14 protein-coding genes are annotated in these 15,459 nt (G+C 42.5%); 9 read left to right on the top strand and 5 right to left on the bottom strand.

The window, feature by feature from the left end; all coding sequences use genetic code 11:
* Positions 1 to 44: 44 nt before the first annotated feature.
* Positions 45 to 1,481 (top strand): amino acid permease, encoded by a 1,437-nt coding sequence (locus tag NYE72_RS15625; protein WP_076223656.1) that lies wholly within the window; start codon positions 45 to 47, stop codon positions 1,479 to 1,481.
* Here NYE72_RS15625 and NYE72_RS15630 read toward each other — a convergent pair.
* Together NYE72_RS15630 and NYE72_RS15635 are read right to left on the bottom strand one after the other, a co-directional pair.
* Positions 1,478 to 2,110 (bottom strand): LysE family transporter, encoded by a 633-nt coding sequence (locus NYE72_RS15630; RefSeq protein ID WP_038571226.1) that lies wholly within the window; start codon positions 2,108 to 2,110, stop codon positions 1,478 to 1,480. The genes NYE72_RS15625 and NYE72_RS15630 overlap by 4 nt on opposite strands.
* A gap of 119 nt (positions 2,111 to 2,229) precedes the next feature.
* Entirely contained in the window at positions 2,230 to 2,751 is a 522-nt protein-coding gene (locus tag NYE72_RS15635; protein ID WP_036677170.1) for a DUF3231 family protein, read from the bottom strand.
* 702 nt (positions 2,752 to 3,453) lie between these two features.
* On the opposite strand from NYE72_RS15635, the gene NYE72_RS15640 reads away from it, so the two are divergent.
* Positions 3,454 to 3,762: a WGxxGxxG family protein gene (locus tag NYE72_RS15640; RefSeq protein WP_038571232.1), complete on the top strand. Its 309-nt coding sequence runs from the start codon at positions 3,454 to 3,456 to the stop codon at positions 3,760 to 3,762.
* A gap of 458 nt (positions 3,763 to 4,220) precedes the next feature.
* Here the strand turns inward: NYE72_RS15640 and NYE72_RS15645 are convergent, their stop codons facing one another.
* Positions 4,221 to 4,769, bottom strand: a complete 549-nt coding sequence (locus NYE72_RS15645) for a TetR/AcrR family transcriptional regulator (protein ID WP_038571236.1) — start codon at positions 4,767 to 4,769, stop codon at positions 4,221 to 4,223.
* A 183-nt stretch (positions 4,770 to 4,952) separates the two neighbouring features.
* On the opposite strand from NYE72_RS15645, the gene NYE72_RS15650 reads away from it, so the two are divergent.
* The 3 genes from NYE72_RS15650 to NYE72_RS15660 all read left to right on the top strand — a co-directional run bounded on the left by NYE72_RS15650 (position 4,953) and on the right by NYE72_RS15660 (position 7,798).
* On the top strand, positions 4,953 to 5,954 hold the full coding sequence (locus NYE72_RS15650; protein WP_326047159.1) for an NADP-dependent oxidoreductase: 1,002 nt from the start codon (positions 4,953 to 4,955) through the stop codon (positions 5,952 to 5,954).
* Positions 5,955 to 6,188: 234 nt separating this feature from the next.
* A complete protein-coding gene (locus NYE72_RS15655) occupies positions 6,189 to 6,941 on the top strand; it encodes an SDR family NAD(P)-dependent oxidoreductase (protein WP_036677164.1) in 753 nt (250 codons plus the stop codon).
* Between the two features lie 284 nt (positions 6,942 to 7,225).
* Complete coding sequence (locus tag NYE72_RS15660; RefSeq protein WP_076130488.1) at positions 7,226 to 7,798, top strand: TetR/AcrR family transcriptional regulator; 573 nt, start codon at positions 7,226 to 7,228, stop codon at positions 7,796 to 7,798.
* Positions 7,799 to 8,019: 221 nt separating this feature from the next.
* Here the strand turns inward: NYE72_RS15660 and NYE72_RS15665 are convergent, their stop codons facing one another.
* On the bottom strand, positions 8,020 to 9,729 hold the full coding sequence (locus tag NYE72_RS15665) for a glycoside hydrolase family 2 TIM barrel-domain containing protein (RefSeq protein WP_339209962.1): 1,710 nt from the start codon (positions 9,727 to 9,729) through the stop codon (positions 8,020 to 8,022).
* Positions 9,730 to 9,879: 150 nt separating this feature from the next.
* Here NYE72_RS15665 and NYE72_RS15670 point away from each other — a divergent pair, with 150 nt between their 5' ends.
* The 4 genes from NYE72_RS15670 (at position 9,880) to NYE72_RS15685 (ending at position 14,185) form a co-directional block, all read left to right on the top strand.
* Positions 9,880 to 10,722 (top strand): AraC family transcriptional regulator, encoded by an 843-nt coding sequence (locus tag NYE72_RS15670; RefSeq protein ID WP_339209964.1) that lies wholly within the window; start codon positions 9,880 to 9,882, stop codon positions 10,720 to 10,722.
* Positions 10,723 to 10,835: 113 nt separating this feature from the next.
* Positions 10,836 to 11,618 carry an ABC transporter ATP-binding protein gene (locus NYE72_RS15675; RefSeq protein WP_339209966.1) on the top strand — a complete coding sequence of 261 codons (783 nt, stop codon included), beginning with the start codon at positions 10,836 to 10,838 and terminating at the stop codon, positions 11,616 to 11,618.
* Positions 11,619 to 11,914: 296 nt separating this feature from the next.
* Positions 11,915 to 12,598 (top strand): MarR family transcriptional regulator, encoded by a 684-nt coding sequence (locus NYE72_RS15680; protein WP_051490959.1) that lies wholly within the window; start codon positions 11,915 to 11,917, stop codon positions 12,596 to 12,598.
* A 234-nt stretch (positions 12,599 to 12,832) separates the two neighbouring features.
* Positions 12,833 to 14,185 (top strand): MATE family efflux transporter, encoded by a 1,353-nt coding sequence (locus NYE72_RS15685; RefSeq protein ID WP_038571252.1) that lies wholly within the window; start codon positions 12,833 to 12,835, stop codon positions 14,183 to 14,185.
* 130 nt (positions 14,186 to 14,315) lie between these two features.
* On the opposite strand, the gene NYE72_RS15690 is transcribed toward NYE72_RS15685, so the two are convergent.
* Positions 14,316 to 15,293 (bottom strand): biotin--[acetyl-CoA-carboxylase] ligase, encoded by a 978-nt coding sequence (locus NYE72_RS15690; protein WP_038571255.1) that lies wholly within the window; start codon positions 15,291 to 15,293, stop codon positions 14,316 to 14,318.
* Between the last annotated feature and the right edge of the window lie 166 nt (positions 15,294 to 15,459).

Raw genomic sequence — 15,459 nt, forward strand, 5'->3', positions numbered from 1 at the left:
GATGAGAGATATCTCAAATTCTAATCAGGATGAGGACGAAATTCATGAAGCAACCTTCCAGTAAAACTGAAGAAGACGATAAACTGAAATGGTGGCAACTAAGCTTGTTAGGCATAGCAGGCACTATAGGAACCGGGTACTTTCTTGGCTCAGGTCTAGCAATTTCTATGGGAGGGCCAGCAGTGCTGCTAGCCTACATTTTAGCTGCTATTGGAACATATGTCGTATTTGATGCACTGGCTCAGATGACAGCGGAAGATCCGGAGCAGGGTTCATTTCGATCCTATGCAAAAAAAGCATTTGGAAATTGGGCAGGGTTCGGGAGCGGCTGGGTATATTGGTTTTCGGAACTGTTGATTATGGGAAGTCAGCTCACAGCATTGTCCATATTCTCGCGTTTTTGGTTCCCGGCCGTACCGATGTGGGTATTTGCTGCCAGCTTTGCGGCCGTGAGCCTATTGATTGTGTTTTTTGGTAATAAGGGCTTTGACAGGGTTGAAAATATACTGGCCATCATTAAAGTGGCGGCTATACTAATGTTCCTTGTTATTGCTGCCGTACTTCTGACGGGTTGGATCGGCGGTTCTAAGTTCTCACCGAAAGTTCCACTTGGGTTTAAAGCGTTGTTTCCATCTGGAGGTATCGGGTTGTGGTCTGCCTTTATTTTTGCTTTTTATGCCTATGGTGGCATTGAGGTGCTGGGAATTATGTCCTACAGGCTAAAGAAACCTGAGGAAGCTCCAAAAGCAGGAAAGGTGATGTTGCTGGGACTGGCTACAGTATACGTTCTCTCAATCGGGCTTGCAGTAATCATGGTGCCGCTTAGTGCTTTTAATCCAAAAGAAAGTCCTTTTGTGCTCGCGCTCAGCAGCGACCATCTGACCTTTATACCGCATTTGTTTAACGGGGTGTTGATCATAGCTGGGTTCTCCACGATGACAGCTTCGCTTTATGCCATTACCTCGATGATGATCACTCTTTCACAGGAAGGGGATGCACCCAAGGTTTTTTCGAAGAAATGGAAGGATAAATATCCGTTTTTTGCCCTTTGTTTAATAGCTGGAGGTTTAGGGGGTGCCATTATGATGTCATTGTGGTTGCCAGGAAAAGTATACGAATACATTACAACAGCTGCCGGACTGATGATCCTCTATAACTGGTCCTTTATATTGCTCTCCTCCCGCAAGCTGCTTAAGCCCAGTCTTCTAAACGGGGTGAAACGCTGGCTAGGCTTAGTGCTGATCGCTACTGCTGTAGCAGGTACGCTATTTCATGCGCTCAGTCGTCCAGGCTTCTACATCAGCCTGCTAATTGTTTCGCTGATTGCCTTGAGTGATTGGATCGTTCAACACATCCGTAATAAGAAGGACAGTTATGTTATGGGGCATGGGGCGGACGAACAGACCCATGAATATCATTCTTTACCGGGCGGTCCTGAATTTCGGATTAAGGGCATCAGGATGCGAAAAAACAAGGTTTAATGAAAAAAGAGAAGTCGGGCAGCCTGTACACCAAAATAAAAACCAAATCCAATCAGCGACAGACCTGACAGAACGGAGATCGCCTTCAATACCCGAACGGTTAGAAATTTACGAAAGAGGCTGGAGGCGGCAGCCATGGTTACATCCCAGAAAAGAATCCCTAGTACGATTGCTCCGCTATAGATCAATAATTGCTGCATCGGATACTCGCTGACCGCCTTGGCTAATATTGAGCCGTAAATACCCAACCAAAAAAGGATCGAGAGGGGATTGAACAAGGACATGAGAAATCCCGACAGATAAGATTTGGATAGTGAGGTATCGTTGCCCCTCAGCCCGTCAGCTGAAATGTCACCTGTATTTTTAATGCTGTCTACACCTGAATAGACGAGGACAAAGAATCCGAACAACCATAAAAACACTTTAACAAACGGAGCATCCAGCAGATGAATGAGGCCAAAATAAACAAGCAGCATGTAGATGATATCGGCACTAACCGCCCCTAAACCGACTATCCAGGCAGGCATAAATCCTCCGCGGAGTCCCTTGTCCAGCTGTGCTGCATTAATGGGTCCGAGAGGTGCCGAGAGGGATAATCCTATAATCATATAACCTATAAATACGTTAATGTTGTCCTCCTCCTTTATATAGTTAGCTTATTCTGATAAAGGCAGTGGTAGGACAACCAAAAAAAGGCCTGCGGAAGATCGCGGGCCTTCTTTTATAAGAAACTAAAGAGTGAGTAGAATTACGCCTTCACGGATTCAGGTCTTTTAACAAGAAGAGGTGGAGGAATCAACCAGCCCTTTTTCTTAGTCAAATGTAGAATTTTAAGGCCGATGGCTGCTTTGGTAAGGTGATATTTAGCAAACAAAGCCCCTATATCTTCTCTGATCGATTGTCCCATTGCCTGACTACATGCCACAAGTCCAACAGCATTATCAGCTGCAAGTTTGGCTGCAATTTCAGGATCTGTGAAACGTGCCCCTACAGGAATATCTTCAAGTTTAGCATCGGGCCGATTTGGCATTACTGGTGCAGATGCAATACCTTGCTCTGAGAGCAGTGTATCACACTCACTGATTTCAAGCTCCGCTTGATCAATTAAAGCTCCTAATATTTTTTTCAGGTCATTGTCGCCCGCGTGGTACATATAAGCTCTGTAACAAGAGAGGGCTCCCTTTGCGACCATTGAGGCTTGCCAAACCGTAAAAATCTCTCCATAATGCATCGGTTCTTCTTTGGGGTTACCGCCTAGAATCCCTGTCATAAATAGTCTCCTTTATTGTTGGATTTGAACAAACATTAGCATGCCCACAACAACAAGAAAATTGCAGCTTTTCACATAAAATAGGTATGTCAATTTGAGGCTTCGACATCCGTGCAAGTTTAAGAATAAATAGCACTAATTTTCTCATAATAGGATAAATGTGAAAATAAGGAACGATAAAATTGAACACGAGTTGTGGAGGAATCAAATGTTTTTCATCGTGATGATTGGATAGATACTTCCATGGACGATGGCAGATACTATTTTAGAGAGGACTTATCAGTAATCGTTCTAACGGACCGCTTGCAAGTATAATTGCCTTTGCATTCAATGAAGTTGGTTATCACTGGAGAGAGTCGAGTGTATCTCCATCGAGGCAGGGATGGAATGGGAGTCATTGCTTCCAACACCTTTGGTAAAATGTTAAGCCCTGTCCTCGGCGCTTATTTAGGTACATTGTTATGGTTTGCACCCTTGAAGGAATTGAAAAAGAAATCGAGGCACGATCACTTCTTTATATAGCAGCCGTAGGGGCGGAACGTGACTGCTATCCTTATTCGCTGTTACTCCAAGCGAGGGAAAGACAGGAGGGAAGAACAATCAGAAGCAAAGCTATTCCTCAAAATTCTCGGATAGGAAGGATTAAATAGGGGAAAATAGCAATGGGTGCTGCCTGCCCAATATTGTTCTGGAGGGAAAAAAATGAAGAAGATTGCTACTTTTGCATCAGTTGCATGTCTTAGTTTACTTTTAAGTATTCCAGCATTTGCGAACCAAGATGAAGCAAACCTAGGGATACAAACACATTACTCGGCTAATCAAACAAATGATAACCTGAATGCAAGGAATGTTAATGCAACGGGTAATCATAATTCAACAGCGGTCGAGAATGGAAATTACCGAGCACAGGCAGTCGGGGATGAGAATCGAGGCACTAATTGGAGCTGGTTGGGTCTCTTAGGGTTGCTTGGACTTACAGGCTTGCGGAATAGAAGCCGAGAAAAAAGCTAAACTTTTTAGAGTTAAAGGGAACTATAGGGGCCATTTTTATGATTAGAACTTAGAACTGAGGACTGCATTAACAGACTCGGCAAAAAATTTATACCTTTAATTTGTTCTAAATAAAAAGCCGGTTTCAGGATGATCCTGAATAACCGGCTTTACATTTTTTTAGCAAACCATTTTTAGGAGAGATTTAAAGATAATCGCACTTGAATTTGCCATTCACCAGCCACAGGTTCCAGAAGTCGTCTGTAACCCGCACATATTGGCATGCTCAGTGAGGAATTCAGGAATTCCGCGTATTCCACCAAAACAGGACTTCGTAATGATAATTTTATTCCATGTTTTACGAAAATTGGGGAACCGGACAAAAGTGGGAGAGCAACGGCAGTACTTCAGAAGACAGAAGCTTCTGGACCATGTTTATGATTGAAGAATAATTTTTTTAAAAACTAGAGGATTTGAATTCATAGGCCCTGTTTGATTAAACTCCAGATGCGTTCAAACCTGTCTTGGTAGTCAGGTAAATTCCAGGATTCTTTGAAGGATGGGAGGCTAAATACTGCAAACGCAGAGAGAATCGCCTCAGCCCGTTCCAAGTGGGGATCGTGATAGTCCATGAAGCCGTCAATAATTTGGTAGGAATCCCAGAGAACATCGCGTAATACCAGTGGATTGCTATCCACGTATTGAGTATTCAAGGCAAACATCTTGGGATTCTCGTTATAAGCGCGTTTTTTTGCGTTAACAAATGCCCATAACCAATCGTGAAGCAATTCTTGCGGTTTAGTTAAACTAGTCATATCTAATTTAATTTGTTCTGAAATCATCCGGTTGAACCAGCTCTTAGATACGGCTGCCCAGAGCTCTTGCTTATTTTTAAAGTGCTTATAGAGCGCTGCATGGGTGATACTTAATTCATCCGCAATTTGTGAGAGTGTCACTTCGGATTTTTCCGTGCGTTTAATTAATGCCTCAGCTGTTTCAATAATGAGCTCTTGTGTGATTTTAGCCACAGTACTGCCAACCCTTCTTTCTTCAATAAATTCCTTTTTATCGTTAATACACTTGCGAATATTTTAACATATAAAATAATCAGTAACAATTGTTGATTTTTGTAACTTATTGCTTTATGCTTATTGTATAAGTTACAAAAATAAATAAATGTTACTTTTTTAACGCATAGGAGGTCATTAATTATGAAAGCAGCACAGATCACCAAATATTCAAAAAAGTTCATAGTAAAAGTGAACGATATTCCAATCCCAGAAATAAGTGATAACGAAGTCTTGGTCCAGGTGAAAGCAGCAGCAGTTAATCATTTGGAATTGCTCATTGGTACCGGAAGCGTAAAGCTGATTCAGGATTATGAATTCCCATTGGTACTTGGTAACGAGCTGACGGGTGTTATTGAAAAAGTGGGTAAGAAGGTGCAAGGCTTCAAAGTTGGCGATGCAATTTATTCACGTCTGCCACTACAAAAAATCGGTGCCTTTGCGGAATACGCGGCAATTAATGCAAATGCCATCGGGCACCTACCCGCTAATTTGAATTTTGTGACTGGTGCAGCTGCGCCATTAACAGGATTGACAGCCTATCAAGGATTAAATGAAGAATTAGATGCTAAAGCTGGCGAAATCGTGTTTATCCCTGGAGGTTCTGGTTCATTTGGCCAAATGGCCATTCCTATCGCCAAAAGCATGGGGCTCAAGGTCATCACCAGTGGAAATCCAGAAGCACGTGAACGGACAATGGCCGCTGGTGCAGACCAATATATTGATTATACGACTGAGAACTATTGGGAACAGCTTGGTGATGTAGATTATGTGATTGATACCTTGGGACCAAGCGAATTTGATCATGAGCTTTCAATTATTAAAGCAGGAGGCCGCCTTCTTTCTCTGCGGAACGGTCCTAACGAACGTTTTGCAGAAGATCTGGGCTTCTCTGGCTGGAAAAAAAAGCTCTTCACCATCGCCGGGGCTAGGTATGATCATAAAGCGAAGAAAAAGAAGATTCAATATCATTTCATTTTTGTTCGCAGTGATGGCGAACAATTAAAGAAAATCACGAAGATTATTGAAGATAATGGGATTGTACCAGCAGTGGACCCAACAGAATTCCACATAGAAGAGATTAACGAAGCACTGAATTTTGTTGCTGAAGGTCATCCTAAAGGGAAAGTTATTATCAGATTTTAAGGAGTATATCTCAATTGGTTGTCAAAAAATTCTTTACTGATCATTCTAGAATTGATATACTGATTTAAATTAGAGTTAATAGTGTAGTTTTTTTACCTTAACTAGAATGATCGTTCTTGAATATTTTGAAGAAATTTATTAAGGGAGGGATGAATGAGATACAAGTTTAATCGTGAACAAAACTCTATTGAAATGTTGTTAAATGATCAAAAAACTTAAAAGGGAGAGAATAATATGAAATATACAGTGATTACAGGAGCAAGCTCAGGAATTGGGTATGAAACAGCATTAGCGTTTGCTGCACGCGGTAAAAATTTAATTTTGGTAGCTAGAAGATTAGATAAATTAGAAGAACTTAAATCAACAATTCAGAATATTGATCCTAATGTAGATGTTATTGTTCGTTCAAGTGATCTGTCTGTTACAGAGCAGGCTTACACACTGTATAACACTTTGAAGGAATACCAAATAGAAACCTGGATTAATAATGCAGGACTTGGTGAAGCTTCTTTTGTGGTAGAACAGAATTTAGATAAAGTTGAAATTATGTTACGTGTTAACATCGAATCCTTGACGATCCTTTCTACACTATTTGTGCGAGATTATGCTGATGTAGAAGGAACTCAGTTAATTAACGTATCCTCCGCACTCGGATATACCATTGCTGTTGGGAGCGTTGCTTATTCTGCATCTAAATATTATGTTAGTGCCTTCACCGAAGGGCTTGCAAAGGAACTAGAGCTTAAAGGCGCGAAATTAAAAGCAAAGGTTTTAGCACCAGCAATAACTGAAACGGAATTTGTGAAGAAATCTATAGATGCTGAAGAATTTGATTACAAAGCAAACATGCCTAAATACCACACTGCCAAACAAATGGCGAGTTTCATGGTAGAGCTTTATGATAGCAATGATATGATAGGAATTGTTGACCAGAACTATGACTTCAATCTGAGAGATCAAATCTATCCAATTATATCTGAGTTTTAAATCGAATTAGATATTAGTCACTAAAACGATCGTTGAAGAAACTGGAGCAAAAAGAACTGGCTTCCATATTCTTAAACGTGGGGTACAACTTTTTTGCAAACGCTGGAAAAAGATTGGACTCTGGATTGTTTATAAGCAGACAAAGTAAGAATTCTTCGGTAAGCATCAGTTAAGTTATCATGTTATGAATAAAATCAAGCATCTTGCTTGATTTTATTTACGTTTTATATATTAGTTTGCGGATCGTTTACTTAAATGTATAATGATTGCTTGAGGTGATTACAATGGCAAGAAGCAAAGAATTTGAAATTAATGAAGTACTAGATAAAGCGATAAAACTATTTTGGATGCAAGGTTACGAGAAAACTTCAATGCAAGATTTGGTAGACTGTATGGGAATTCACAGAAGAAGTATCTATGATACATTTGGTGATAAGCACGCCTTATATTTGACGGCACTCCAACGGTACGAATCTACTCAAAACAAAAAAATGAGATTCTTGGTTGAGAAACAAGAACCCGTAAAGGAGATCATTCGACAATTTCTAGAATCTTCGATGAGGAGCGAAGGAGAACCTCAAGGATGTTTCATAGTTAATTCGGGTGTGGAGTTGGGAGTACTGGATCCGGAGGTTGCATCCTTTGTTGAGAATAGCTATTCAAAAACGGAGAAGTTGTTATATGACCTCGTTCAGACTGGCCAGCAAAGAGGTGAACTTAGAATTTCACTGGAGCCCGAGGCTATTTCCCATTATTTAATGAATGCCTGGTTAGGACTACGTACAATGGTAAAAACGGCAACGGACCATGGGAAATTAACAAGTATTATTCATACCATACTGATCACTCTAGATTAAAACTCCTTTATCTATCTGCAGTGTAAGAGGACAAGCACTTGTATCGAATGCCGAAAATAGACAATCAACTTACTGCTACCCGAGTACGCGAAGAATAGAACCGACTTAATACGCCCAGCTTAACTATATAAATATCGCGTCCGACACCAGCTGTAAGGAACTAAGAATGCAGACACTAAAAAAACCCATGTTGACGATGGGCTTCTTAGTCAATGTGGATATTAATCTGTCCAAGATTGATAGATACGGCGCACTTCACGGAAGGATTGTTTAGGTTTGCGGTATTCATTAACCAGACCCTTGTTGTTGAAGCCGCGGGCACGGTCGCGAAAGTTCTTGCTGCTGCTCTTCAGATCGCCGCGGATGTCTGCAAACTGCCAGATGTAAGTCCCGCCAATTTTCGAATCATTTTTGAAGATCGCCAGTGCTTCAGTTACAATATCTGCCTGATAATCCTCGCTGAACAATCTCTGCTCCCAGCCCACATCCCCAAATAGTCCAGCACCACCGAATTCGGTCATGAGCACTACCTTGTCACCGGCTCCCATCTGCTCCGCACGCACATGGAACTGTTCCAGCATGTCTTTAAAGCTGGCTGTATCGCCTTCGTACCAACCAAAATATTTATTAATACCGATAACATCGAATAAAGGAAGTAGAATATCTTCGAGTGGATGCATCGTAGCGTAGGTGACAAGCCTAGTACTGTCGAGTTTCTTCACCAATCCGACTAGAGCTTGTGTGAAAGCATATGCTTCTTGCGTCCGGGTATCAATCTCATTATGAACGGACCAAAAGATCACACTTGGGTGATGCATATGCAAGCTGATCATTTCTTCAATCATAGTCAGTGCACGCTCCTGGAAGAGCGGCTCACTTACTGTTTCGTTCGGCAGAAAGGCTCCCCATATCGGAATTTCGCTCCAGTATACAATCCCTTGCTCATCGAGTAGATCAAGCCAATATGGGCTTTGGGGATAATGAGAACCCCGGACGGAATTGCAACCTAACTCCAAAATGATACTGAGCTCCTTGTGCATCAGCTTCGGAGGGAAGGCGAAACCCCACTCAGGATGCTCTTCATGTCTATTCACACCCTTAAGATAAACGGGTGAACCGTTAATTAGAATCCGATGATCCTTTGTTTCAATATAGCGAAAACCGATCCGTTCAATCTTGTCGTCTTCCTCTGTCCGCAGTTGAAAGGTATACAGTTCTGGAAGACCTACGTTCCACAAACGTACTTCAGGCATAAGCAACTTGAACGTATGACTGAGGGTCTGGCCAGTTTCAATCTGTACTTCTTCCGAGTGCAATTCATGTCCGCTTTCGGAGAATGTGATCTTTGTAGTGTGCTGCTCCTTAAAGAAGGAATGGAGCCTCACCTGAACAGTGACATCGGCATCTGGTCCATGCAGTTCATAATCAATCTTCAGTTGTTCGATGTAAAGTTCAGGCAAATATTGCAGCTCCACCGACCGTATGATTCCCCCATAATGAAACCAATCCACCTGCTCCGTAGGAATCGTAAGTCGGTCCAAGGTGCTGTCCGTCCGGACGATAATCTCATGTTCTCCTGCCCCTAAGGAAGGAACAATAAATTCAAAAGGTGTAAATCCTCCATAGTGATACCCAAGGTGCTGCCCGTCCAAATAGATGTCGGCGTGGCCCAGCACGGCATGAAAGATGAGTCTGACATGCTGCGAATTCACAGTCTGTATTTTTTTACGATACCAACCGACACCTTCATAATCGTACATTCCCAGTTCATTATTCCAGCACGAGGGCACATAAAGAGACTGCCAAGAATGTGGAAATCGCTCAAACCATTTTTCTTGAACACCCGTATTTAACGGATCCTTCATGAAATCCCAAGGCCCATCCAACAGCGCAGTTCTCCGAATTTGATACTCGCTAAAAGTCCTTAACAAGTGTGTTCCTCCTTTATTTCCTGTAATGTATTGTGAATTTCAGACATCTTGATAATATGGATAGTAACATTTGGAGTTTAAGCATTGAATAGAAAAAAACGTTACCGTCTTGTTTAAATCGCTCTTTTAGCAGCAGGAGGGGATTATTAATTGGAAGAAAATGATTACAAGCTGAATGACCTCACAGTGCATATCCATTTTGTACTCGACAAAGCTACTTATCCCGGCTGGGAGGACATCCGTAACATGGTAAATGTGCACAGCTTGTACTGGATTCATGAAGGTAAAGGGGTTTTCCTGACCAATGTTGAGCACAAAGTAGAGGCTGGAATGCTAATCTATTTAAAACCAGGCCTTAAACTGTCCATGCGCTCGCAGATGGATGCTCCACTTCGCATAACGATGTTGCTCTTCGATTGTGCAGAGCTTGGTTATGATGCGGTATGGAAGGAAGTCAAGCCAATCGTAAAACTGAGACTTCCCTTCTTAAGCCAATATAACCAACAGCAAGCTGAGGAAATTAGCCAGCTGGTCTGGGGGATTCACCAGAACTGGCTGCCCGGACTAACCGATGGCATAGCTGTATCCCGGGCTAAAATGCAGATCCTACTGCATATGCTGCACCAGACCGTACAACCGGACTGGAATCTGATGGAGTCTGGAGCTTTCGCCGCCTTCGAACAGATCAAGAAAACTCTCGAGAACGACTATAAGGATCATCACCGGATTGAGAAATTGGCGGAGAAATACGGCATTTCGCCATCTTACTTGCGGAAGATGTTCCTGAAATTTACGGGGATGGGGCCAAAGGAATACCATATGCACTTACAGAACCAGCAAGCTTGTCGTTATCTGGTTTTTACCGATTATCCAGTTAAGGAAATCGCCAAATTATGCGGGTACTACGAAGAATATCATTTCAGTAAGATTTTTAAACAGCTTAACGGGATCCCTCCGACAGTATACCGAAACAAACAGAGAATCAAAGATTAATTGTCCGTAGAACCGCTGGCGAGAAAATCTTGCGTTTATGTTTTTTTACGGGAAGGACTTTACCATGATAATATTGAACTCATTGAAGCATGTTTAAGGAGGGAAAATTGGGCATGATTATATCACTCAAAAATGTATCATGGCAACGTGATACGACAATGATCTTACGCGATATGAATTGGGAAGTGAAGCAGGGACAACACTGGTGTATCGTCGGTCTGAATGGATCAGGAAAAACGACGATGCTAAACGTCGTGAACGGCTATATCTGGCCGACAACAGGACAAGTCGAAGTGCTGGACCATCGCTTTGGCGATGTGGATTTGAGAGAGCTACGCAAACGAATCGGTTGGGTAAGCACCTCCTTGCAGCAGAAGCTGTACGGCCATCAGACTGCCCTGAACATCGTCCTAAGCGGAATATTCGCGACGATTGGTCTGTATGATAAGACGAATGAAGAGGATCAAAAGCAAGCCGAGGAGTTAATGGAGTTTCTAGACTGCTCTTCTTTGGCTGGTCGTACATATGATACCTTGTCGCAAGGACAGCGTCAGAAAGTCCTCATTGCACGCGCACTAATGGCCAATCCAGATCTACTAATCCTTGATGAGCCGTGCACGGGACTAGATATTTTTGCACGTGAACAGCTGCTGCAGATGATCGAGAAGATAACAAAGCAACCCGGTGGACCAACCTTGCTGTATGTAACCCATCATATCGAAGAGATAACACCATGCTTTACGCACACGCTGCTGGTAAAGAGCGGCGAAATCTACAAAGGGGATGAGACAGTAAACTGCTTGCAGTCGGATGTCTTGAGCGATTTCTTCGATACCCCTGTTGAAGTACAGGAACATCATAACCGCAAGTGGCTTACACTTGCCGGTGATAAGTAGAATATCAAGGCACATCGAATAGGCGAGCAAACCGTTTTAAAGTGCTTTGAAGGATTGCTTGCAGATATATAAAATGAAAACTGATCACAATATAATTTTAAAATAACCCGCGCGGGGCGCGGGTTTTGTATTTGTTTGCAAGCTTATAAGCCACCTCCCAGAAACATCGTAACAACATACTAACGGTACCTGCAAAAAACATTTTGACATATCTAACAGGTACCGTTATAATACAAATCAACAGGTACCGTCACAAAGAGCAACAGGTACCGTAAAAATTCAACGGAGGATTCATTATGGACATGAATGATGAGTTATACGAAAAACTCGCGAAACTGCAATGGTTGTTGCAAAGGCAACACTTGAAAACTCACGCCGCGGTTGGTCCTATGGCCGACGCATCACGTGGGCAAGGCAGGATATTAGCATTTCTTCGGATGAAAGACGGTATCAGCACCAAAGACTTATCCTATATGCTGGACATCCGTGTATCATCCCTCAATGAATTGCTTGGTAAACTGGAGAAAGCAGAATACATCACCCGTAAGCCCTCAGAAACAGACAAACGTATCATGTTGATTTACCTAACGCAAAAAGGGCAAGAGGAAGAGAAACAAGAGATAGACAACGGCAACATATTTTCTCGCTTATCGCCAGAAGAGCAGATAGCTTTCGGGGATTACCTAACTCGCGTCATTACAGCTTTGGAGGAAGAACTTGGAACGGACGGAGAACGTGATGTGATGGCTATGTGGATGGAAGCCGCAAAGGAGCGTATGGGAACAGAGGAATTTGAAAAACTGATGGCTATGCGCGGACAAATGCACAAAATGTGGGGAAATTCTAGGGACGAACGCTTTAGCGGCAGATTCCCTGGGTTTGGCGGAGAAGGGCATGGTGACATGCGCGGATTCGGCTGGCCTTCCAGAGATGACAGTAATTCGTCACCTGACAAGTCACATGGCCCGGACGATAAGTAATTAGAGTCTTTTTGCAAACAGTAGCTGAGGCGCTGCCTTTCCACCAGAGAAAGATGAACGGCAAAGGCAGCGTAATGTGAAACTGAAGAATAATCAAATTTCGTATGCCAAATCTGAGAACTCGACGTTAGGGTACAGGTTTGCTTGTTGCTGCGTCACGGTTCATATTGGACCGATAGTTAGAATTCTAAGTAATTTCAAAAAACAAAATAAAGAAAGATAGTGGTGAACCCTATGGATGCAGAAAACCTCCATTACTTTGAAAAAGCACCTGTCGCAAAAGCCGTAGCTCACTTCGCAGTACCGATGATGCTAGGCATGTCGATGAGTGTCATATACTCCATTTTGAACGCCTATTTCCTTGGTACACTGGGCAATACTGCGATGTTAACCGCACTCGCACTAACTTTACCGTTATTTGCCGCCATAATGGCGCTTGGTAACTTGATTGGCATCGGTAGCAGTGCATTTATCTCCCGTTTGCTGGGAGAGAAAAAATATGATGATGTAAAGCATGTGTCTTCATTCGCCTTTTACAGCAGTTTAGTTCTCGGTCTTATTTTGATGGCTGCCGGCATCCCATTGATCGATTCAATCGTTCATGGCTTGGGAGCGACGCCTGACTCCTTCGGATTCACGAAGGACTATGTCACGATTATGCTTATTGGTTCACCTTTCGTCGTTCTATTCTTCACGCTGGAGAATATCGTGCGCTCGGAGGGGGCAGCAATCACTTCGATGATCGGTATGCTTCTCAGTGTTGTTGTGAATATTATTCTCGATGCGCTAGTCATTTTCGTCTTCCATTGGGACGTGATCGGGGTTGCATCTGCTACAGTCATTTCTAACTTGGTTGCTAGTGCATTCTATGCCTTCCACATGGGATATAAGAGCCAATTCTTAACCATCTCCGTAAAATGGTTCAAAGCTTCCAAAGACATTCTCAGCAATGTATTTAAAATTGGAGTTCCAGTCTTTGTTATGAGTCTCTTCATGGGTGCAATGTCACTCATCTTTAACCGTTTTCTGGTCGAATATGGGGAGCAGGCCATTGCGGCCTTCGGGATTTCATCACGTTTATTACAATTTCCAGAGGTTATCCTGATGGGCTTATGTGAGGGAGTCGTGCCGCTGATTGCCTTCTCTTTTACAGCTAACAAATTACGCATGAAGCACACCATTACTTTTACAATCAAAGTGACTGTGGCATTAGCAGCCGTGTTCGGCATTATTGTATATCTGATTTCAGACCACTTAATCGGTTTATTTACGAATGACCCTCAATTAATTGAACTGGGCAGCTACATTCTTCATGTAACGTTCTTATCCCTGTTCATTTCAGGAACGACTGCGTTGTTTACAGGGATATTCCAAGCGACAGCACAAGGAACCGCCGCCTTTATTATGTCAATTATTCAAGGTATTACTCTGATTCCAGTATTGTATATCGCTAATCGAATGAACGGTTTTCACGGAGTAGTCTGGTCGCTCGTCATTTCGGATGCTGTTGCGTTCCTTGTGGGTGCCATCATGCTGTATGTTCTGCGGAACAAATTGCAGCCTGATTTAGATACTTTAGTACAGTAGAATCCTAAGCTTTAAGTTGATATTTTAAGTTCATCTAAAAAAACCTTGGATCAGCAAGGTTTTTTTGGCTCGTATGATGACGCAGCCTGCCATGAGGCAGCACATAGCTGCTTTGGAGGCGAAGCTCCAGTTAAATTTTAATGCTGACTTCTCCACTTGAAAGATACTCCTCGTCACCATTCTCATATCTGACTTTCAGATGGCAATCGTCATCGATATCAATGGCTGTTGCTTTACGTTGTTCATTATCCTTTATCACGGTCACAGGTTCTCCAAGTGAAATTAACCTTTTTTTGTATTCGGAAAGAAACAATCTGTCCGTTAAATGCTCATAATATCTCATGAAATTGTTTAGTACTTCTGCAACGAGACGGTTGCGGAGATCACCATAAGGATTGTTTTCGGAAATTACAGTTGTTGCAATCTCGGTAAGATCAGTGGGAAAGCCTTCGGAAGGGAGGACTACATTGATACCGATGCCGAGAACAGCATAATCAAGCCAGCCGTTTTCCAGTGACACGGATGCTTCGGTAAGAATCCCGCACACTTTTTTCCCTTCCATGAAAACGTCATTTACCCATTTAATCTGCGTTTCTTTACTGGATACGCTCTCGATAGAAAGGGCTACAGCTACTGCGGCGCAAGTGGTCAATAAAGCTGAGTCTGTTGCGGACAGCTTGGGACGCAGCAGGATGCTCATATAGATACCCGTTCCAGGTGGAGAAAAGAACTTCCGGCCCATTCGCCCGCGACCAGCTGTTTGTTCTTCCGAAAGAATCACCTTACCTTCAGCTTCTCCATTTGAGGCAAGGTTTTTTACGGCTTCATTCGTGGAAGATATGGTCTTAAAGACTTCAACTCGTAACTTTTGCCCCCGAGTATCCAGGTACTTTGAAATTGCACTGGCTGATAAGATATCCGTTTGTGGTGACATGGAATATCCTTTATTGGTTACAGCTTGTATGGAATAACCGTCTGTCTGTAAAGATTTTATGGCTTTCCAGACCGCGCTGCGCGTCACGGATAACTGAACGGCTATTTCCTCGCCGGAAAAATATTCACCCTTATTACTGTCGAGTAAGGCAAGAATATGTTCTTTTACTGTCATGAACTTAAACCTCCAAAAGTATAACTCTCCGACCAAAACCCATTGAATAGATTAACATCCAACGATTGCGACTGAATACTCTAATTCTATATAACAATAGGAAAAACTCAAGCATGGTATTTTATTCTATTGTAAACCATATAATAATTTATGGTTTACAATAAAG

The organism is Paenibacillus sp. FSL L8-0333 (assembly GCF_037965665.1).
Taxonomy (GTDB): domain Bacteria; phylum Bacillota; class Bacilli; order Paenibacillales; family Paenibacillaceae; genus Paenibacillus_AQ; species Paenibacillus_AQ odorifer.

Excerpts from the sequence above, each read along its gene's own strand:
- NYE72_RS15625 (WP_076223656.1), top strand. The coding sequence starts at position 45 with ATGAAGCAACCTTCCAGTAAAACTGAAGAAGACGATAAACTGAAATGG.
- NYE72_RS15635 (WP_036677170.1), bottom strand. The coding sequence starts at position 2,751 with ATGACAGGGATTCTAGGCGGTAACCCCAAAGAAGAACCGATGCATTAT.
- NYE72_RS15640 (WP_038571232.1), top strand. The coding sequence starts at position 3,454 with ATGAAGAAGATTGCTACTTTTGCATCAGTTGCATGTCTTAGTTTACTT.
- NYE72_RS15650 (WP_326047159.1), top strand. The coding sequence starts at position 4,953 with ATGAAAGCAGCACAGATCACCAAATATTCAAAAAAGTTCATAGTAAAA.
- NYE72_RS15655 (WP_036677164.1), top strand. The coding sequence starts at position 6,189 with ATGAAATATACAGTGATTACAGGAGCAAGCTCAGGAATTGGGTATGAA.
- NYE72_RS15660 (WP_076130488.1), top strand. The coding sequence starts at position 7,226 with ATGGCAAGAAGCAAAGAATTTGAAATTAATGAAGTACTAGATAAAGCG.
- NYE72_RS15675 (WP_339209966.1), top strand. The coding sequence starts at position 10,836 with ATGATTATATCACTCAAAAATGTATCATGGCAACGTGATACGACAATG.
- NYE72_RS15680 (WP_051490959.1), top strand. The coding sequence starts at position 11,915 with ATGGACATGAATGATGAGTTATACGAAAAACTCGCGAAACTGCAATGG.
- NYE72_RS15685 (WP_038571252.1), top strand. The coding sequence starts at position 12,833 with ATGGATGCAGAAAACCTCCATTACTTTGAAAAAGCACCTGTCGCAAAA.
- NYE72_RS15690 (WP_038571255.1), bottom strand. The coding sequence starts at position 15,293 with ATGACAGTAAAAGAACATATTCTTGCCTTACTCGACAGTAATAAGGGT.